This window comes from Paraburkholderia phenazinium, assembly GCF_900100735.1.
GTDB classification, from domain to species: domain Bacteria; phylum Pseudomonadota; class Gammaproteobacteria; order Burkholderiales; family Burkholderiaceae; genus Paraburkholderia; species Paraburkholderia phenazinia.
In genome coordinates this window covers 133,295-153,867 of sequence record NZ_FNCJ01000017.1, presented here as the reverse complement: position 1 = coordinate 153,867, position 20,573 = coordinate 133,295, and the positions used below count along the sequence as shown (strand labels likewise).

General features: G+C 55.8%; 17 protein-coding genes. 10 read left to right on the top strand and 7 right to left on the bottom strand.

Annotated elements, in window-relative coordinates; all coding sequences use genetic code 11:
* Positions 1-247: 247 nt before the first annotated feature.
* From BLQ92_RS29920 to BLQ92_RS41475, 5 genes are all read right to left on the bottom strand, one after another.
* Complete coding sequence (locus BLQ92_RS29920; protein ID WP_090690567.1) at positions 248-1,027, bottom strand: DUF29 domain-containing protein; 780 nt, start codon at positions 1,025-1,027, stop codon at positions 248-250.
* A 225-nt stretch (positions 1,028-1,252) separates the two neighbouring features.
* The gene (locus BLQ92_RS29915) at positions 1,253-1,465 is read right to left on the bottom strand and encodes a MerR family transcriptional regulator (protein ID WP_090690564.1); all 213 of its coding nucleotides are present in this window, start codon (positions 1,463-1,465) and stop codon (positions 1,253-1,255) included.
* Between the two features lie 520 nt (positions 1,466-1,985).
* Positions 1,986-2,435, bottom strand: a complete 450-nt coding sequence (locus BLQ92_RS29910; protein ID WP_090690562.1) for a hypothetical protein — start codon at positions 2,433-2,435, stop codon at positions 1,986-1,988.
* A 132-nt stretch (positions 2,436-2,567) separates the two neighbouring features.
* Positions 2,568-2,771 (bottom strand): BPSL0761 family protein, encoded by a 204-nt coding sequence (locus BLQ92_RS41265; protein WP_090690560.1) that lies wholly within the window; start codon positions 2,769-2,771, stop codon positions 2,568-2,570.
* A 300-nt stretch (positions 2,772-3,071) separates the two neighbouring features.
* Complete coding sequence (locus tag BLQ92_RS41475) at positions 3,072-3,590, bottom strand: DUF6471 domain-containing protein (RefSeq protein WP_090690557.1); 519 nt, start codon at positions 3,588-3,590, stop codon at positions 3,072-3,074.
* Between the two features lie 875 nt (positions 3,591-4,465).
* Between BLQ92_RS41475 and BLQ92_RS29895 the strand changes: the two genes are divergently transcribed.
* The gene (locus tag BLQ92_RS29895) at positions 4,466-5,875 is read left to right on the top strand and encodes an ATP-binding protein (protein ID WP_143016691.1); all 1,410 of its coding nucleotides are present in this window, start codon (positions 4,466-4,468) and stop codon (positions 5,873-5,875) included.
* Positions 5,876-6,197: 322 nt separating this feature from the next.
* Here the strand turns inward: BLQ92_RS29895 and BLQ92_RS40825 are convergent, their stop codons facing one another.
* Positions 6,198-6,734, bottom strand: a complete 537-nt coding sequence (locus tag BLQ92_RS40825) for a hypothetical protein (RefSeq protein ID WP_244896682.1) — start codon at positions 6,732-6,734, stop codon at positions 6,198-6,200.
* Here BLQ92_RS40825 and BLQ92_RS41470 point away from each other — a divergent pair.
* The 6 genes from BLQ92_RS41470 (at position 6,699) to BLQ92_RS29865 (ending at position 15,240) form a co-directional block, all read left to right on the top strand.
* Entirely contained in the window at positions 6,699-7,652 is a 954-nt protein-coding gene (locus BLQ92_RS41470) for a TnsD family Tn7-like transposition protein (RefSeq protein ID WP_425312525.1), read from the top strand. The genes BLQ92_RS40825 and BLQ92_RS41470 overlap by 36 nt on opposite strands.
* Positions 7,609-9,231 carry a TniQ family protein gene (locus BLQ92_RS29885; protein WP_143016690.1) on the top strand — a complete coding sequence of 541 codons (1,623 nt, stop codon included), beginning with the start codon at positions 7,609-7,611 and terminating at the stop codon, positions 9,229-9,231. The genes BLQ92_RS41470 and BLQ92_RS29885 overlap by 44 nt, the downstream gene beginning before the upstream one ends.
* Positions 9,207-10,208 carry a PDDEXK family nuclease gene (locus BLQ92_RS29880; protein ID WP_143016689.1) on the top strand — a complete coding sequence of 334 codons (1,002 nt, stop codon included), beginning with the start codon at positions 9,207-9,209 and terminating at the stop codon, positions 10,206-10,208. The genes BLQ92_RS29885 and BLQ92_RS29880 overlap by 25 nt, the downstream gene beginning before the upstream one ends.
* A gap of 48 nt (positions 10,209-10,256) precedes the next feature.
* Positions 10,257-12,512 carry a hypothetical protein gene (locus tag BLQ92_RS29875; protein WP_218133052.1) on the top strand — a complete coding sequence of 752 codons (2,256 nt, stop codon included), beginning with the start codon at positions 10,257-10,259 and terminating at the stop codon, positions 12,510-12,512.
* A 221-nt stretch (positions 12,513-12,733) separates the two neighbouring features.
* Positions 12,734-14,296 (top strand): AAA family ATPase, encoded by a 1,563-nt coding sequence (locus BLQ92_RS29870; protein WP_176860787.1) that lies wholly within the window; start codon positions 12,734-12,736, stop codon positions 14,294-14,296.
* Complete coding sequence (locus BLQ92_RS29865) at positions 14,293-15,240, top strand: HNH endonuclease (protein ID WP_090690539.1); 948 nt, start codon at positions 14,293-14,295, stop codon at positions 15,238-15,240. Before BLQ92_RS29870 ends, BLQ92_RS29865 begins: the two co-directional genes overlap by 4 nt.
* A gap of 621 nt (positions 15,241-15,861) precedes the next feature.
* On the opposite strand, the gene BLQ92_RS29860 is transcribed toward BLQ92_RS29865, so the two are convergent.
* The gene (locus tag BLQ92_RS29860; protein WP_090690536.1) at positions 15,862-17,748 is read right to left on the bottom strand and encodes a polysaccharide biosynthesis protein; all 1,887 of its coding nucleotides are present in this window, start codon (positions 17,746-17,748) and stop codon (positions 15,862-15,864) included.
* 436 nt (positions 17,749-18,184) lie between these two features.
* Between BLQ92_RS29860 and BLQ92_RS29855 the strand changes: the two genes are divergently transcribed.
* The 3 genes from BLQ92_RS29855 to BLQ92_RS29845 all read left to right on the top strand — a co-directional run bounded on the left by BLQ92_RS29855 (position 18,185) and on the right by BLQ92_RS29845 (position 20,572).
* Entirely contained in the window at positions 18,185-18,769 is a 585-nt protein-coding gene (locus BLQ92_RS29855; protein WP_090690533.1) for an NUDIX domain-containing protein, read from the top strand.
* A gap of 457 nt (positions 18,770-19,226) precedes the next feature.
* A complete protein-coding gene (locus BLQ92_RS29850) occupies positions 19,227-19,958 on the top strand; it encodes a WbqC family protein (protein WP_279607943.1) in 732 nt (243 codons plus the stop codon).
* Positions 19,955-20,572, top strand: a complete 618-nt coding sequence (locus tag BLQ92_RS29845; protein ID WP_090690529.1) for a class I SAM-dependent methyltransferase — start codon at positions 19,955-19,957, stop codon at positions 20,570-20,572. The genes BLQ92_RS29850 and BLQ92_RS29845 overlap by 4 nt, the downstream gene beginning before the upstream one ends.
* Position 20,573 lies beyond the last annotated feature (1 nt).

Below are 20,573 nucleotides of genomic sequence, written 5' to 3'. Positions count from 1 at the left end.
CCCGCAGTTTGCGGTGCAACCACGCTGAACGTGCTGCGCGAGCGAATGCCCTCTCAGCCTCCTGCGGCAGGTCCGTGACAATGTCAAATTCCCGGCCGTCGATGTATCCCGACAACGAATAGCCTGAGGGCCGCTGCGTCATCCAAGCAACATAACCCCATGCAAAGACTTGGGTCACTTCGCCTCCTTCGTCGACATCGCAAGTTTCGCAATGAGTTGATATCCGATATTGAAGCGGATTGGTCCATCAGCGCTGACTGTCCCGGATACAAAAGATAGTACTTGCTGGACGACGCTTGACCAATCCTCGGGTGTGTTTCGGTGTTCGTGCGCGACGGACCTTCGCTTTGACCAAACGTCCGAGTGGCCCAGATGGCATGGTGAGAATCGTATCCACCACATCCGGCGCGAGCATGCAAATCGTCAGTGCCATACGCGAAACTATCGCCCCCGCTTTAGCTTTACGGCCTTGGGTAGGGCGCCCAAAATTAATTCGTTGGTAGCGGATGCGGGCACCACTTTTGCCGCTAACCCGTATATACGTAGCATCGATGTTGAGCGCCAAGGCCCTCAGGTCCACGTGGCGAAGCTTCGAGGCGTCGGCTGGCAACCAGCCCTCAGAAAGAACATCGTCGATTGCCCAAGGACATTCCGATGGAAACCAATCGTGTCCGCTTTCGGCTGTCGCCTGAGCGAGCGCGTCTGCCCATATCAACTGGAACGTTCGGGGTTCATCAACCTTGGCGCGCAGACTCGGTGAGTCGTCCAGAATATCGGCAACATCCAGCCGTCGCGCCTCAATCATTGCCGAACGACTGTCGGTGCGCTCGGCGGGCAGGTGGTTCCACTTGAGTAAAAGGGCGAACAGGACCGACATCTGTCTGGCTAGCTCAACCAGTTCCGCCTTCGCGATATCTTCAATCTCATCAGCAAGATGCTCGATGTCCAGCAGGTCGAAACGACGTTCCCGCAGAAATCGGGCTTGTTCAAATGCCCACGCGCAGACATCCTCGTCATAGGTTGTCATCTGAACTCCTTCATAAACATCACCCGCACCCTGCCGGAACGAAAGTCATCTCCGGATGATTGCAACGACAAAGATGAAGCCAACTATCAGTCCGAGCACCAGAGCTATCCGGCCGACCCACTCGACCACGAAATCGACATTCTTCTGCGAAGATGCAAACCGAAATAGCCATTTCATAGTTGCCTCGACCAGCTCGGACGTCGGATTCGCAGAGCGAGTTCGGCCTTATAGGCCGAGAGGGTCCTTGTCTTCGGTTTGCGAATCTAAATATTCTTTGGCGGCGCGCTTCCTATCGCTCTTGTATTTCTCGACAGATGCATCGTCAATGGCATAGTCTCCGTTCTCTGTGGGAATGCCGGTTATCTTGCCGCGTTCAAGCAATAGCCGTACGTGTGGGCGACTTACGAAGAGGTACTTGGCTGCTTCTGCGACGTTCATTTCCAGTCTCCGAGGCCACCCTGCCGCAAGCGAGGCCAACGTCAACAAACCGCGGACTCCAAAGCAGGCGGCTGCGGGCCGTCTTGTTTAGAAATCCCGATGTAAAAAGTGACGGTAGCGAACTCATGTCGTACACCTTGGAAGAGTCGCATCGCGACATAGTCCACTGTATGCTCGATGTCGAATGTGAGGCCTCTTCGAGCCGCGCCAACGCGTGTTTGCCGGATGCTGTTGGTCCCCTGGTAAGCTGTTGCGCTTGCGTCAAAGGATTGCCACGTTGGAAGTCTTGGGTACCGCGCCGGAGCAGAATCCCGGGCGCGGCGCCTTCTGGAAATCATAAGAAATCACCACGGTTCCGTTCATCTGAAAATCCTCGGGACCAATATGACGAGCACGAGGACCACGCCGAGCAACACTATCGCCCCGCCGAACCACTTCGCAACACAGTCGATGTTCTTCTGCGATGAAGCGAATCGGGTTAGCCACTTCATGTTGGAGCACTTGGTCAATGTCGCTGGCATTACCTGTCGCCAGCCAGGAAATCGAACCAGTCCCATGAATAAGCACAGTCCATAGGCATCGGGTCTTCTTCGATTAGCGGACGAGTCGAGTAGGCGATGCGTTTCTGAAACAGGCTTCGTGCCGGCTCCGGTATCTCCCGGAGGCGAATATATGGAATATTACCGGCTACATGTACAGGAACATCAAGTTTCCGGGGACGTGGAGGCAGTTCCTCTTTTCCCGTCAACGCCACCGCAATCGCACGAGCCACGAGGTCCCACACGGTCGTGGAGTAGCGTGGATAATCAAGCAAGCCTGCGCTTCCGATACCACCCTGCCCATCCTCGTGCAGTTCGACCCGGTAGTCCGCAAGCGCACCATTTATGACTCGCCCGATATCTGCGGCCGCGAGCGACCTGCGACCATTTTCGTGTCCGCCCGGCCAGATTTCGACAGTTACCTTCAGCATGTTGTGGTGCCTCCGCCCCGCAACTCGCGCTGGAAATTCCGGATGTGCGCGGCGGGTTTTGCAGATTTTCGCGCCGCGTTCAAATGACGGGGAAAGCTACGCAGTGTGGACCCGAGCTTCGCGATTCCACACCTATGCCGGAGGTGGATGGGCCCAAACGCTTGGCAGCGCCGAAGCAGATGCTTCGAGGTCAACGTCCAGCGGGTAGTGCCGCAAAAGGTCTACGGCGACTGTCTGGATAAGGCCGGGAATTGTGATTTGGTCGACGGAAGCGAGCGTTCGAAGAAACTCATTAGTATCCCGAACAGCTTTAGTCCGCTCATCTGGAGTCGTCATTTCCATGCTCCGAAGAAATTGACCGTGTGACATCGGCGCAGACGTCATAGTTTTTCACTCTTCGTACGCTGCCTGCGTCTGGCTGATGGCAGAGCGAGCGTGTCGATGGGTACCCGCGATGGGCCACTCAGTCGCGAACGTTCAAATCGTGGCCGTATCGGCCAGCGTTAAGCAAAGACCAAAGGCCGGCGCGCCACCTAATCGGTAGGCGGGGGCTTTTCGAAGTAAACGGACAGAAAAATCGCCAATTTTTATTCTAGTAAAGCTGGCCAGAATGGCAAGAATTATTGCTAAACGTGCTCATGCCAGCGGTCGCGCTGGCGCCGCTTGGGCTGCGGCGGCGAGGTCCTCGTAGTCCACGTAGTGCTCAAGGCTCGAACTGCCTAGTGCAACAAGGCACTGGAGAAATTCCGGCAGGGTGATGGTTCCTTGTGCAAGATGCGAAGCCAGAGTGTGTTCAGTCAACTCCGCTCCAAGCCGGGTCATCCTATGCGCCAGTTCTTCTAGGGTGAGCCTCGGTTGCCTCGACAGTTCCGAGGCCACAACCGCTTTGGCACGCTGTTCCCACGTGCCCGGCATCGACAGAGGGCCGGCCCACAAAGCTGGCATCTTTGCGCCAGTTACCGAGAAAATCTGCAGTAGCAGGCAGAGTTTAATGCGGCCGCGGGAGACGCGGGAGGCGAGGGAGCGCTCGCTTTCTCGGACGCCAACCGAGCTTAGAGCCTCTGATAATTGTGCATAACTGAAGTCTTTCCGCGCGAGCGCAACACGCACGACGCGGGAAGCGAGGTTGGGCCAAGGTGTTCCCGCTTCGCTCACAAGCCTCCTTGCATCAGCGAAAAAACGACATAGAATAGAAATGACAGTAAAAATCGCCGAATTTGACCGGATGAAAGCGCAAGTACCATCAATGAAAGAGCACGAAATGTCGCGCGCGAACCGAAATAGATTGTACTAGGCACATCGGCGTGGATGTTCTCGTCGGAGGCGACGAGACGGCCCAGTCTTGGCTCGAATGGATGGAGCGCAGTGGATGGAACTGGTGCACTCAACGATTTCCCCGGAACGGGAATGCTTCGAGAGGCTTTCTATGTGAAATGAAGGTCGACGGCGAGAGAGGGCAAGCTGCACTTGCAACGGGACAGTGCATCGAGTAATATCGTCCGCATTTATCGCACGTTGCGAAATATACTATCTGAGTAATGTGCATTTGTCAACAAAATTAACTTTGATTTTGTTGTTCGACTGCGCATTTTTACTTTCGTAAGGAGGCTGTTCCCGGCCCTACCGTCGACCCTAAAATCACCGCTCCGAAACAAAAACGGCGGGCAGGGCTGCAACCCTGTCCGCCGTCTGATGGCGTACCCAAAAATGAGGCATCCACCGCACTTGCGCGCGTAGGTTCTCACAAATGGGTTGCCGCGTCAACCCCTGCCCGCAAGATGTTTAAGGCAGATGGGGGGCGCTTTGCTCTTCCGTCCCTATTCACGCAGTGAGAAACCTATGGCAGTCATTCAATTCGGCATGGTCGCTTTTCGTCCGCGTCCCCTAGTCCGTTCCGCATCACCATCCGCCATTGGCGGATATGAGGATGGTGCCGCTCGCCTCTCCGTTGCCTCGACGCACGTAAGCCTCGACGAGCGCTCCGAACCGCCATTTCTATACGCTCTCGTCAGCAACGTGGGGGTGTTCGCATGATGGAACTTGTCGAGATGCCGACTTGGCCTGTGTTTCGTCGCGGACAGGTATCCAAGCCCGCCGGGAGCCTCGATGCGTACGTCGGTCAAACATCGGAGCTTCCCGAGTTCAGACATGCGCCGAGTAAGACAGCCGTCGTCAAGCGACTGCGCAATCGGCTCGTCCCGGACGACAAGGACTTGTGGAAGGCAGAGCCTGAAGCAAAGGTTCGAGCAATGACGCATTTTGACAGGGGATACCTCGCGACCGAGGACGTCGCGAGATATACGTACACGCTCGTCTCTGCCTATGTCGACTGCATGCGGGACAAGTGCCTTAACAATCCGAGGTACCGCCGGTATTTCTATTCGTTCCAAGAAGCCGTCCAAGGACGGGGCCCTATTCCGAGCCGCGAAAACCTCGATACGCTCACCGGCGTGAATTTCGTCATAACTGGATGCTCCCAGTCGGGCCGAACGGCTTACATACAGCGTCTGCGCAATATATTCGGAGCGCCGTTTCGTGTGGTGTCACCAGCGTTGCCGGATATCAAGCTCGTTTGGTACTTTCCAATTGTTGTTTTGCAGTGGCCCAGTTGTGGAACCCTGAAAGGACTGCTCGAGCAGATTCGGGATAAGTTCGTTTCCGAAATCAAAGACCCTGCGAGCCTCACCGCTGTATTCCGAAAAATGCGCGGAAAGAGTGCCGAGTCTGCAATCATTGCCGCATCGGTTCTATTGAACGTGGGCCTGTTTGTCATTGACGGTGCCAATGCTCAGAGCCTTAAAGGACACGTTCGCGACATCCTGAAGTATTTATGCCGGCTTCAGGGCCACACGAACATCCCGCTTCTGCTTTCATGCACCGACGTGTTCATGGCCGGCGCGAAGCAGTTGGATTCGGACGTCGACGCTGTTCTCCGCGGGCGGATTTTCGCATTTCCGGCGATGGCTGTTCCCCCCGACAACATCGAGGCCATTCTCTGCGGCCGTAGCCTACATGAAGTGACCGCGGATGACCTCGACAAGCTGGATTTCTGGTACCAGTTCAACCTGTGGTTCTGGAAAGCAGGGCTGCTTTCGCCACAACTCGAGATGCCACATCATTTGCCCCGCTGGACCTTCGACGTCTGTCACGGTCGTGTTGGTTGGCTAGCGGCAGGCTTCCGCGCCCTCCACGAACACCTTGCGTGGGAGCCCGAGTTGTTGAGGAACGCTGGCCCCAAGCAGGCATTAGTCGCAGGAATTTTTGAAACTCAATTGCGAACCTGCGAGCCAGCCCGTATTGCCATAAAGGCATACGGCGTCGACCCCTCATCGATATCCCGTTCCGCGGTCAAGCAATACCTCGACCACCTGCCTTTCGGCGCAGGTTCGATTTTGGCGGCACGTTCAACCGGGCCCCTATTGGGGGCAGGCCATGTCTGAGCAGCTTTCTTCACAGGTGCTGATAACGCCTTTCCCGGATGGCGAGACCGTGAACTCGCTGCTTCGTCGAAACGCGCGTCTCGCGGGCGATAGCACGCTTCGCAAAATTAGCCGACAGTTGCTTGCGAGGTGTCCCGCTCTCGATGGTATGCCGAGCCGCCTAGATGAATTCCACGCTCGCGTCGGATATCTGTTTGGAGACCGCGACGAGCTTGAGGCGAAGCACACGCTGCTCGCCTATGAGCTGCTTGGCGTGCCACCGGAACGGCACAACGCGCTCAAAGAACGACTGAGGACGTCTTGCAAGGGGCCGATTCGGTCGTCACGGCTTCCGGTTCTGCTTGCGCCTTCGGAAGCAGCTTTCCTTGTGTGTCCAGAATGCGAAGAGGCCGCTCTCGACCAATATGGATTCTCCTTCACGCATCGTCGCGATGTCGCCCCGTTCGTAGCTGCGTGTCCGGTCCACTTTTGCTGGCTCCGGCCCTCCGCCAAACGGGAACATCTGTTTGATGCTCAGTGCCATTGCACGCGTTCGATGTTGCACCTGCGTAATGCCATCCAGTTCGCAATGTACTCCGACGTCTGCGTCGCGGGTGTGCAGTCGGCGTGTGCGTACAGTAAGGCGGGAGTGATTGACGCCTTGCGAAAGGCGCACTGGCTGCTGGATAGCGGCCGGCTTCGGCTGGCGGAATTGGTCACAACGTTCATGTCGTTCTATAGTGAGCGCTTCGACGACTGTCGCCTTGATGCCCTTGTCTCGACACCCGAGTACATCGAGGCTGCGCTCCGCGCGCTGACGCGTGAAGGCCGTGCAATCCACGCAGTGTGGTGCATTTTGCTCACATGGTTTGCGCAGCATTGCGAATGCCAACGCCCTTGCAGTCCCTTGCGCGGCCGCCGAGAAGTAAGGTCTCTTTCTGCGGCACAGGTGAAGGCAGCACTGTCGCTGTACGGCTCGGTTGTCTCAGCGGCCCACGCGCTAGGCACCAGCGCGCACCGGCTGACCATCGTCTGCCGATGCTCAGGGATACCTGTCGATGCGCGCCCATCTAGGTTGGACGATGCGACGCTTACGACAATCCGACAGCGTCTCGCGTCTGGTATGCGTCCGCAGGAAGTCGCATGCGCCACGGAGATGTCGACGAATACCGTCTATCGCGTGCTTGCTGCGATGCCTTTTGTCGAGTCTCATTATCGGACCCTTGTGACGCATTCGACCAATGACGCGAAGCTTCTTTGGCTGAGGCTGCATCAAGACCACCCAAAAGCGACGCAAACTCAGCTCCGACATATCGCACCAGCGACATTTGCGGTACTACACAGAAATGCGCGTGAATGGCTTCAACACCACACTCGACACTCAGCGCCCATGCATGCGCCGGGACATGCACCGAGGCCCTCAAGTGCACTATCTGCCTTAGCTCGTGCAGTAAATGCCGCCGCGGCCCATCTTGATTTGCTTGACGACCCACCCGTGCGTCGTAGCGTTTATCGGCTTCGCGAACTCCTGGGTATCAACGAGTACGCATTGAAGTCGTCCGCGTCCGATTCCTTGCTTCGGGGATTTTCGCAAACCCGCGACGCTTATATTGCCGCTCGATTGGACTGGGCGATACGCCACGGGGCGTCTGCTCGGCTCTACGACTGGCGAACCGCACGTGCCGCGAATCTACGGCAAACAACACTTAAAAATTGGGGCGCTCGTCGGCAGGACGAAGCAGAAAAAACAATAGATGGGCACAGTAAATTCGTTTCACGAAACGGGAATCAGGGATGAAGAGGATTTCACGGGATTTCTCGTCCGTCAGGCTGAACTGAGTGATGCTAACAACCATAATGGAGTGATGGCGTTGCTGGACAAAGATGGGCATAGGCCCGCTTTCGTACATCCGTCCAATGTGGAAGGGATTGCGGAGTTGTTTCCTGGTAGTTTGCCGGACTGGGAAAACTTGGTTATGAATCACACTCGCTATCGGTTGAACAGCGCCTTCCTTCCGGAATCGAAGAAGAAAGGATTGCTGAAACAGTACAGACTTGGGGGCGAACCTGGGGCAGTCGGCTACGTGGGCAAGCACCAGATTGCTCTTCGCGGCCGCTTGGGAATCTGTCTGAGCTGCATCGCGTCCGACTATAGGGAGCACGGCTTTGCCATCTGGCATCGCGTTCACCTCATGCCATCAATACTTTACTGTCCGACGCACGAGGAGCCGCTCATGAATCTTTGCCGCCGTCGAGACGTAAGCCATCGCAGAGGGCGAAAAGCGTGGCATCCACGAGAACAATGCCCGCGCGGTGGCGCTCTTCAACCTATCGGCGTCGTAACGAATCACGACAGCCTTGAAGCGGCCGTCGTTATTGCAAAGATGGCGCAGGATATCCTTCAAGGCCGTATTGATACGTCGGCGTTTGCAGATAACACGGGGCCGGTTCTTCGGGCGAAAGTTCGGCGCATCGCTCAAGCGCTCGACCGCCGAGACTATCATCACGTGGCTCAAGAACAACTCGAATTTCGGCTGGGGACCGAACTGACTCCACTGCTCGGCTTCGCGGCGCATACATTCGTACGGGCCACAGGACATCCGACATCCGAGGGACCTCTGAGCAATCCGGTCCAGAATATCGCGGCTATTTGGAGTCTATTCGGAGGGTGGCACGACTTTCTCGATGAAGTGAACGCTCGCAAAGTCAACCCAAAACGGTATGACTTGGAAGTTCAAACCCGGCCGAAGCGTGTACGCTTGAACCCGGATAATAAATTCGAGCGATGGCGGCGCCAGTTCGAGCAGTTTGGGGCCATCGAAATGAAGCGCTATCGCCAACATTGTCGCTCTGCAATTCTGGCCGAACAGGCACGGTCACCGACCTTCACGCGCAGCAAAATACGCGACTTGCCGGATGGGCAGAAGCTGACCTTCTTCGCAACGCACTACGACCGACAATGGCTCAACAAAAACTTGCCACGGCAAACAGGAAAGCCTGCGTTGCCGAGCGTCGTCGCGCGAGAGCAGAGGCGAGAAGCGAGAAAGAGAGAGTTGGTACTACGGCGCTATGAGGACACCATTCGTCACGACCCAGGGCGCCGCATCACGCGTGCATTTCTCCTGAGCGAGACAGGCGGCGAGTCGGCATACAAGCGCGGTATGGGAACCGCTGAACTTGAGTCGTTGCTGGACCAATGTGCCGATGACTTCGAGACTTGGAGTAAACGGCAAATCGAGTTGGTCACGTCGCTGGCAAGAAAGGTCGACGAAAAGTCGAAATGGGCAGCCCGCGAAACGTACGAAGGATTTTCGGGAAATGCGTTTTCAGACCGCTTACGTCGAGGCAAAGCATGGATAGAAAAAAACAGAGATTGAATGGTGACTGCTCGCACCTATCATTCTCGCGGGCCAGGGGCAAAAAGCTGCGGGGCATCGTCATTGCGAGCGGGCTGCGGGAGACGGAATGGCATCCGTGGTCGATGGGCATCGTTCTTCCGAAGAACATTGAACTTGACCACGGCGACATCGAGGTCAAATCGCATGTCGGCCAGGAATTCCACCTCCGCCATCTCGCAGGATGGCCCGTGCTTCAATGGCCACTCACGTTGCCCGAGACTGACCCGCGCGGTGTGTTGAGCGCCCCTAAGTTCGAGTGCTGGAAAAAAGCCAGCGATAGCCGTGTCGGCATCGCTGGCTATCACTTTAGTTTTAAGGCTGGCGGCCAGGTTGCGTGTCACTCAAGTCTCGAGGCACGCCTTCTGGCGTTCTTTGAAATGTGTCCCTTTGTCGTTGAGATACGAACGCAATACCCCCAGTGGAATCGAGAAGCATTCCTCGCCTACTGCCGGGAAGGACGTCTTTTCCCGCGAAATGAACTCGCGACAATCGACTTCATGCTCACCCTGAGGATACCCGGCATCCCCTATCTCATTTATCACGGTGTCTCGGCGAAGCCGGAGGCCCACCGTCGGCGTCGCAGCGTTCGAGCAAGACATGAACGTGAGGAAAAGGGGTTGTCGGAATGGTGTGCGACGCACGAAGTCATGACCGAATTGAGCATCGCAGACGTTGAGTACAACAGCTATCGGCGCATGTTCGAACATATGAAGTATGTGGAGCTCACCGAGTTAGAGAACCTCGTTGATGACGCTGAACTGTTCGCCCATGACCTTTTGGCAACGAAGGCAACGGGCAACGCTCGTCGCGTCGTTGAAATGGTTGGAAAGCGGCGGAAGTGGGATGCGGAAAAATCCTTCCGGATGCTGGCAGTTGCCTTATTCCTAGGGCATCTCAAGTGGGATGTGCGCTGCCCTTACGCGCCCTCGGAGCCTCTAAATTTTATTCGTCCGTAGTTTTTAATCGAACGCCCCTAAATTTAATTGAGAGCTATGATGAATAATATGGAATCCGAAGTAAAGACCATAGCATTGTTCCCAAGATTTTCCAATCTTAATGTGGCGGTTCCAAAGCAGCCACACATGCTCCTCAGATATCTGGGGGAGGATAGTACGCGCGTTTACTTGGTACGGTTGGGCTCGGTCGAGAGCGGTGTCGTTAGACTTAATCGTGACCCCGATACCAAAAAGTACAGGATGACGCTTCCCGTCGCGACTATGCGTGACCTCAGAACGCGAGAGCTTGCCTGGCGCGTCGACGAATGCGGCATACCGCAAGGTATGTCGGAATTCTCGCCCAGAGACGAAGACGACCAGCTGGAGCTAAAAGAAAAGCGGGAAGTAGTAGACCACATCATCCGAGTCTTTGGGGATGGTCCGTTTAAGGACAAGGGCGTGTATTCAACGGCCGTCCTCAATGCGGCGACTAAGTTCGGCTGTACAGCAAAAACGGTGCGCAAATATTACGAGCACTACCTTTTTTACGGTGGGCACGAGTTCGCGCTAGTACCTCGCAACTGGGACAAAGGTGCTCCGGATGCGCCTCGCCTGGGAGCGAGGCGTGAAGACGGCACCCTCATTGAGTCGGGCCGTAAGACCTTCTCGGAAATTGTCGACCCGTCGACACGTCTCTCGCGCATGCAATTTCCAACGTACCTATACGAAAGGTTGAAGAAATACGTCAAGCGCGAAGCACACGTTCCCGGAGCTACCATTACGGGCATTGCCCGAAGCTTTCTGCGGAGCCAGGTGGGACACAACCGTGGTTCCGACGGCGAGAAGCAAGTGTTTGCCGTGGACCCTCGCAGGTTGCCTAGTGAGCGGAACACTGTAAGAAAAGTTACACCACTCTTCCACGAAGAGAAGGCGAAGTTGGCTCGGCTTCGAGCTTCGCCGCAAGGGCGCGGCTATTCGGCACAGATTGCGGAGGGCGAGCTCAATGTAGTGGACATTGACGGCACTGTGGCAGACTGCTTCCTGCGTTTCGGCGATTCCATTGTTGGAATCAACAATGTATTGAAGCCCACGGTGCTGCTCGCAGTTGACCGTTCGAGCCGTGCGATTCTGGGCTGGTACGCGACCTACCGACCCGAGGACGCTGATTCCTATTTGGCATGTGTTTTCAGTGCATGCACGGACAAAGAAGACGAACTGTCGCGATGGGGCGTGTCTTACTTAGACGGGATGGTCTACGGTTGTCCGAGTTCGGTTTTCGTAGACCGCGGCGCAGGCATTTCCGAAAAAGTGCAGCGTGCACTTGTCGGCGGGATGCGACAGCGACTCCTGATGGCGGTGCCCGGAGAGGGAAAGGCGAAGGGCGACGTCGAACAGATGATGGACTATTTCCAGGAAGAAGTCTCTGGCCTTATCGGCGCGACCCATGGCGAACCGGTAAAGGGAAGGGGTCCGGATAAAGATGCTGCGCGCAAGCGCAATCGCGAGAAGCTGAAAACGGCAGTTGCCGGAGCGTCATTGACGCTGGAGCAATTTATGCGGGCGCTTCTCACTGCAATAAGTAGGCACAACTTGAATGCGGACATGCGTCGAGCACGGAATCGCTTAATGGCGGAGGCTGATGTGCCGCCAGTGCCAAAGCACTTGTTTCTGTTCAACTTCGCGATGCGTGCGGGTGATGCAGAGTGGGACCTTACGGAGGAGGCCATAATTCGCCGACTCGCTAAGCCTTTCTCTCCCAACGCGACGGCGCCGGGCGGAGTCGTCAGCTTTGATAAGAGAGAGTTCAGCTGCGAAGAGCTTCGGAGAAGAGCTGCTGAGTACGAAGCCACGCACAATGGGAAGTCCATGCCGATTTCGGGTTATGAACTGTTCACATCGAAGCTTCATGCGTTGTGGGACGATGATGGTTATCTTGTTGAACTGGAGGCCACCAAGCCGACTATCGAGAAATTTGGTATAGCCATTCCGGACATCCGTGATTACATCCAGATGCGAGACCTCGCGGACCTTGACAAGCAAAGAGACAAAAGCCGGCTGCACCTCACCGTCGACCAGGCAGTCAAACGAGGAGGCGTCTCCCAGTCGACGCAGAGGCGGATGGCGGCGGTGGAAGGCTTGCCACCGACAGTCAACAACAGAAGAGCTCGCAAGACGGCAGAGGCGCACGCCGGCGCGGCCCACACCCGCGCGGTGCTGGGCTCAGCACAAAAGACGTCTGCCACTGACATCGAGGCCCGTCAGCCAGTGATGCAGGAGACGGAATACCAACGCAGTAGCCGCCGAGTGATAGACATAGACTTCTAGCCGGCGCGCTGTGTCGGCAACAAACGCTCGTGCTTCCGCGTCGGATGGCGACCATCTCGCCAACGTCACGAGCACGAGCACGAGCGCGAGGCTATTCCTCAAACGGCCACCTAATGCGAAGCCGGTCCGATAATGAGCGAATACCAGTAGACTATAGGCTGTATATAAAAAACCACCCTAAAATGATATCGAGCATTCACCTGGATTCATGCACTCTAGAATTGCTGACGCCATCCAACCGGCGCAAGGGCAAGTTTCGGGGTTTTTTCGGCGTTGACAGCTTCTCACTCTTGATTGGATGTAACGGCGCAGGTAAGACGAGGGTCTTACGACAAATCGCATGGGCGTTTCACGATACTGAACAGATAGTGAAGGTCGGCGTACGGTACTCCGATTCCGAAGCCTATCGAAAAAAGAACCACCGCCAGGAATATGGCGTTGTCTATTACACACCAATTCCCTACCGAGTCAACCTCCCCAAAAGCACGCGAAACTTCTACGACGCAACACCTTCCTACGGAAAATTAGAAGGCGGCTTGGATGTCGATTTCCAATATTATGAACTGGTCAGGCGGGAGCTAGGTTTCAAACTTCGGCCGATGGTGGTACTCGGCTTCGACCGGGCAATGATACTGACCGCAATCGCTCGAGTTATTCTGAGCAACCTTTCCACATCAGAGAAAACTAAGGGCGTCCTTTACGCTTCGGCTGGTCAGCAGCGGCTACGCTCAATGTTTCCAGAATTTTTAAAGTCTGCTCCGACGGTACTGCGTCATTTCACGAACGCATTCGCTTCTCACTTGGTAGCCGAACGCAACAATGCCGAACCTTTCGAGGATGTCCCGGGACAAATTCAAGAAATCGGGACGGCCTTCATGTTGGAAATTCAGAGGCTGATAGATTTAAATCTTGCGGGCCATGTGATTCCCGTTCTGTCCGCACTAGAACAAGTAATAAACACCAGTAGAAAAAAGACGGTACCTGTTGAAGCGTTTCTACAAAGATACTTTCTCGACGGAGAGCCGCTCTCTAATGTCCGAGACGGAGGGCTTGCGAAGAAACTTGAGACCCTTGCTATGCAAAAGGTCAATCTGTTACTGAACGAAGACAGATGGAGAAATTATAGGGTTGGAGACCGAGTTGGAAAATCAGTCTATGTCGACGATGACGCAACGCTCAAGCGGTATCGCTTGAACGTGACCCATTCTAGGCTCGCTGAACTGGTCTGGGAGAATTTCAGTTCCGGGCAACTGGCTCTCCTATACCAGTTCTCTGCTATTCGCCGCGGAATCGATGAACTGAAAGATAGAGGCTTGAGCAAGTTCCTTGTTCTTCTCGACGAAGGCGACATCTATCTTCATGCGGCTTGGCAACGAGAGTACGTAAGGCTGCTGGACCTCACGATGTCAAGCATGAAAAGGGCTGCCGAGGTCAAAAGCCTTCAGCTCATTCTAAGCTCTCATTCAACTTCGCTTCTTACTGACGTTCCGCGCGACTGCGTCACGAGACTGAGTACGAAAGACGAGCCGGCCGAGTCGCATAACGTAGAGGTTCGAAGCTTCGCTGCTTCGCTTGAAGACATAGTCAACTCGAGCTTTGAAACGGGGTCGCTTGGAGCCTTCGCTCACGGGAAAATCAAAGAAAGCATCGGTCGATTAGAGGAAGGAGAGGCGAACGAGATAGACGACCACCTCCTGAGCATCATCGACGACCCAATCTTGCTGCGAGAAATGAAAAAGCTGCGCGAGCGGCGCAGAGTATACAAACGGGGTGTCGAAGAATGATTTCAATTCACGATGTTTGGGATGATGCGAAGACCGACCACAACGCGTATGTTACTAAGCGCCTTGAAGGCCTTTTGACGAAGCTGCCGAACCAGGCAGGCTATATCAGGTCGCCACAGTTTCGAGCATTTGTTCAAAAGAATCTGCCAAATTTCGCGACTGGCGATGTGCAGAAATTGCGAGACATCATTGCCGACGCCGAGTCCACATGCAAGCCGCTGTCGAAAGGACAAGTAAAAAATTTCAACAGCTCCGCGAAGAAGGCATTCGATTATTCTTTGTTCTGCCAGAAGAACGTCCAACGTTGGTCTGCATATAAACTCTGCGCGAAAGCGAGAAACACCATATGCCCATATTGCAATCAGGCATTCTCTTTCACGGTCGTAGGAACGACGGGTAGCTACCGGCCAACGTTGGACCACTTTTTTCCTAAAGCTGAGTATCCATACCTCGCACTTTCGCTCTATAACCTTGTTCCAAGCTGCTACATTTGCAATTCAAGTTTGAAGGGCACTAAGAATTTTTTCAAAACTCGACATCTCCATCCTTTGGAAGATATTGATGAAGACGTGTTACGCTTCGAAATCGTTTCTTCAAACGGAAACTATACGTTTGACCAACTATTGCATGACGATAAGCTGCTGAGCGAGTTTGGTACTGTGCAGCCACGTACCCAATCGCCCATAGCGAAGCGCTCCATCGAAACATTTCTACTAAAGGAGCGATTCGCAGCAAACCTACCCACAATCAAACGCTTCATCCGGGACAGAAGAGACCTAAATAAAAATAGTATTAATATGTATAGCGAATTGTTTGGTAGAAAAATGGAAGTCACGGACCTTCTTCGGTTTGACCCCGAAGAATACAAGAACCAAATGCTAGGGAAAATTTTGCGCGATATGTATTACGCCTTTGACCCAAGCGCAAGTGGAGACGAAAGCTAGCAGTCTCATTACACTGAGGGACTCGCCGGCCCTGTGGTCGCTCAGTGAAAAGGGCGTCAAGTGGCCGGATTGCCACCCCTCGCACTCATCGGGGAAACGAAGAAGTCGCTGTCGTCACTGAAGATGCTCGACATCAGAAACTTGACTGCGGACTTCAATATCTTAACTTGCTGGCCCAGCGGCACTTGGAGTCCGCCGCGTGCGCTGAATGGGAGGGGGTGACAAGCCTCAGGCGGAAGTAGTTTTGGCTGTCGCAAATCTCTCGGTCGATGCTAAAAAATAAGCGACTTTCGACGCGACCGCTCCAGCGCAAGAGAGGGTCAATTTTCGGCGTAGCCCAATACGCACGGCGCGCGGGACGCTTTCATTTGGTGGCGGGGGCAGCGCGCGAATATTGGCGTAGCGCAGGGTCGCTCGATGTTTTTGAGAATGGGCTGCCAAGCGCTAAGCACCATGGGACAAGGGGCTCACTCGCGCCAAAACTTTCCGCGGAACGCTTTCATTTGGTGAGAACAACTCGTCAACAGCGAGTGATTCGGTAGACGCCTGACAGGTGAAAAATGCACTTGCTGGCCGAAGCGAAGCACCCGCTCTTCGGCCAGCAACAGGCATCACGCTCAATCAGCGCGAAGCATGAACCCGCGCTACTGAAGGCACACTCTGAAGAACCTGCGCCGTAGCGGGCTGGTATTCGGGCACCCAGCGCCGCAAGTCCCGGCGCACTTCGTCGTCAGCCAATACCCGGTGCTGCATCAGCCATGGCAGCAGTTCGTCCAGCAGATGCTCCGACGCCTCTCTCGCGCGTGCAATACGCAGCTTCGGATGCGGCGTGCGCGTTGTCGTCTCGTCACACGCAAGCAGCTCTTCGTAGAGTTTCTCACCCGGACGCAGCCCGCTGAACTCGATGCGAATCTGTTCCTCGGTGAAGCCATAAAGGCGGATCAGGTCACGCGCCAGATCGACGATCCGCACGGGTTCACCCATGTCCAGAATGAAAATTTCGCCACCGTGTCCCATGCTCGATGCCTGGAGCACGAGCTGCGATGCCTCGGGGATCGTCATGAAAAAACGTGTGATCTCAGGGTGAGTCACCGTCACCGGGCCACCCTTGGCGATCTGTTGCTGGAACTTTGGAATCACGCTACCTGCACTACCGAGCACGTTGCCGAAACGAACGGTCTCGAACTGCGTGCGCTCGGTGGTCTGCTGCAACGCCTGGCACGCCATTTCAGCTAGCCGCTTGCTTGCACCCATCACATTGGTTGGGTTGACGGCCTTGTCGGTCGAGATCAGCACGAAATGCTTCACGTTGTGACGGATCGCGGAGCGGGCCACACGGTACGTGCCAAGCACGTTGTTACGCACCGCCTGCCATGCGTTCAACTCTTCCATCAATGGCACGTGCTTGTACGCGGCCGCATGGAACACGATGTGCGGCAGATAACGCGACATGACCTGGTCAAGCAGCAGCGAATCTTTCGCATCGCCAACGATCGGGATGACCGACACCTCCGGGTAGCGCTCGCGGAGCTCTTCGATCAATTTGTACATCGCGAACTCTGAGAGGTCAAACACGACCAACTGTGCCGGCTTGAAACGCAGAATCTGCCGGCACAACTCGGAGCCGATCGAGCCACCCGCCCCGGTGACCATCACGATGCGCTCACGCAGCAACGCCTCGACATGCGACATGTCGATTTTCACCTCGTCCCGGCCCAGCAAATCCTCGAGATCGATCTGGCGAACGCGCGACATGAACGCTTGCCCTTCGGTAAGGGTGGTAAGCGCAGGCAAAACCATGGCCTTGACGCCGGCGCGCACGCAAAGCGTGGCAACGCGACGCTGGTTCTCGATGGATGCCGAGGGGATCGCGATAATCGCGTAATCCGCTTTGAGCTCTGCGGACCAACGAGGCAAATCGCTGATAGGACCAAGAACTTTGTAACCGTAGATTTCGCGACCATGTCGGGAAGCATCGTCGTCAAGCAGACCCACGAGGCGCCACTCGCTGGAACGCGACAGCTCCCGGGCAAGGCTTGCGCCCGCGCCGCCTGCTCCCAGCACGATCACTGGCTTGCCTTGGGAAATGAGGCCACCGTAAAGGCGAAACTCTTTCGACGCGCGGTAAAGCGCTCGAGAACCGCCCATGACGAGGAACAGCAGCAGGGGCGAAACGATCAGGACCGAGCGCGGAATGATCGGCGTGGGCTGAACCATCACTGACACGATCATAACGACGAGCGCCGCCGAAACGACCGACTTCGAAATTCGCATCAGGTCGGGCAAGCTCGCGAACACCCACATGCCTCGATACAGGCCAAATACGCGAAACGCGATCCCGTAGATAGGAAGAACCCACATGACCGCTCTTAGCGAGCCGGTCCAAAACTCGGGCGGAAGAGCCCCGTTGAAGCGAATTACATAGGACGCAAGCCAGGTACCTGCGACTGCGCATAAGTCGAACAGGAAGGCACTGAAAGACAGCCATGCGGCTTTTTGTCGGAACATCGGCTTTACACTCCAGATTGCCCGGATTCCGTTGCATGAAAACAACGCGAATCAAGGCCTATAGCCGCGCGGAAACGCCAAACACCCCGGTTCGTGCGACCACGCACCCTCGAATTGACAATTGCAAATTGGTCTGATGTCACGTAGCAGATATTATTCCTGCTGAGCGCCCGGCATGCCACTTGCGGATATCCCGCAGCCGCTGATGGCAGCCGAAGGCTGTCTCATAGCGATTGTAGCGCTCGCGTCTGCGTCGTGGCCTGGGTCTCCCGGCCCACGCGCTGGCGGGCAGTGTCCGCTTGTTTGCCACAAACTGACGTAGTAGGCTTCTTTGCCACAAACGGACATCGTATTAGATAGATTACGCGGTCGCCGAGAGGGCCACCGCCGGCAGCATGCTACGCGTGCGAAACGACCCGAGTCAAGGAGCGCAGGCATGTCGGCCAAAGAGAGAATTCGCATTACCGCTATCGAGCCATTGTCTGCAAACTGGAACAAGCTTGAGAAGGTGGACTTCCAATACGTGCGCGCCAACGGCGAGACTCAACCGCTGACACGCGAGATTTATCACGTCGACGACGGCGCCACCGTCCTCCTGTACGACGCCGCGCGCCGCACCGTGATTCTGGTGCGGCAATTCCGCTTGCCGGCCTACCTGCGCGGCACGTCCGGCGATCTACTGGAAACGCCGGCGGGATTTCTTGACGGCACAGAGCCCGAAGCGCGCATGAGGCAGGAAGTCGAGGAAGAGACCGGTTACCGGATCGCTTCAATGCAGAAAGTTTTCGAAGCGCTCATGGTGCCTGGATGCGTCACCCACGCAGTGCACTGTTTCGTCGCCGCGTACACGCCTCAAGACAAGGTGAGCGACGGCGGCGGACTCGTGGCGGAAGGCGAAGACATTGAGGTAGTCGAACTGTTGGTCGACGATGCGCTCGCTATGATAGGCAGAGGGGAAATCACCGATGGCAAGACCATCATGTTGTTGCAATATGCAGCACTGAGCCTGCTCCGGAACTAGCGTTCTGCCGGGTCTCTCCAGCGAGGTAAAATATTCCACCCGCATATGATCGCTGCGAGAGAATGAGTAGGTTCGCCACGAGCAGGCAGCTACCGATGTGGAGCTGACGACGTGGCGATCGGAGCTCAAGGATAAGTTCAGACGAAACCGCCGAAGCCACCGAATCTTTCAAATCTTTCTGCCTGCGCCCTGCGCTACAACGCGCTCCAGGCGGGCCGGAGGCCTTGGCTTCCCTGGTTGATCACGGTATTTCAACGGATGGGCTGCTCCGCCTTGCCACGCAGACTCCAATTGCGCTACCGCCAGCCATCGATTGCCGAGGCCCTCGTCGTTGAGCGCCTTTACGCAGGTTATACTTTGACATTACGTCCATGCCGCGCTTCGCACCGCAACGCCGGCTACCAGCGCTACATTTCGCGCCGACCGAGCCTGTCGGGCAACGACATATTCCAGCCAATTGAAAACCTCTCAGCGCATCGTTGCGATTGTCCAATCGTGTTATATCCCGTGGAAGGGCTACTTCGACATGATCGGTTCGGTTGACGAATTCATCCTCTACGATGACATGCAATATACGCGTCGGGATTGGCGCAACCGGAACCAGATCAAGACGCCGCAGGGCCTGTTGTGGTTGACGGTTCCCGTGAAGGTCAAGGGCAAGTATCTGCAGACGATCCGCGAGACGGAGATTGACGGCCAGCGCTGGCGCAGCGATCACTGGAAAGCACTGCAACAGAACTACCGCCGCGCGCCGTATTTCGAGCAGATCGCCGCCGTGCTGGAGCCGTATTACCTCGATCGCGAGTTTACCCACCTGTCCGAGCTCAACCGCGCTCTGACCGAAGAGATCTGCAAGCTGCTGGGCATCACGACAACGCTAAAGTGGAGCAGCGACTACACGCTCGCCGACGGCAAGACCGAACGGCTCGTGGATCTGTGCAAGCAAGCCGGCGCAACCACTTACATTTCGGGCCCCGCTGCACGCGACTACATCGCGCCGGACCTGTTCGAGGCGGCGGGCATCGAACTGCGTTATTACGACTACAGCGGATATCCGGAATACCCTCAGCTCTGGGGCGAGTTCCAACATGGTGTCAGCGTGCTCGATCTGCTTTTCAATTGCGGCGCGGATGCACGTCAGTACATGAAGTCTCCCGCCTTGCCATCGAACCAGCCAGAACGATCATGAACGATTTGCTTTCGTCCGTTGCACGCTATTACACCGACAAGATTCAACGCTTCGGCAGCGAACCGCGTGGCGTCGACTGGAATGGCCGCGAGGGCCAGGTGCTGCGCTTTGCCCAGCTTTGCAAAGTACTGGATCCGGACGCACCCTTTTCGGTAACGGACGTGGGCTGTGGTTACGGCTCGCTTCTCGAATTCCTCGCAACGCATTTCAAAAGCTTCGACTACTTAGGCGTCGACATCTCCGACGCGATGATCGACGCGGCCACCCAGCTCCATGCGGATAAAGCGCACGCACGCTTCGAGCTCGGCACGCGGCCATCGCAGCCCACAGACTTCGCCGTTGCAAGCGGAATTTTCAATGTCAAGCTGGAGAGAAGCGATAGCGAGTGGCGTTCGTACATCGAAACGACGCTTGAGAACATGCATGAGTTCGCCACCAGGGGATTTGCGTTCAATTGCCTGACCTCGTATTCCGATCAGGACCGGATGCGGCCCGATCTCCATTACGCCGATCCTTGCGAGTTGTTCGATCTATGCAAACGCAAATACTCCCGCAATGTGGCTTTGCTACATGACTACGGCTTGTACGAGTTCACCATTCTCGTGAGGAAATGAT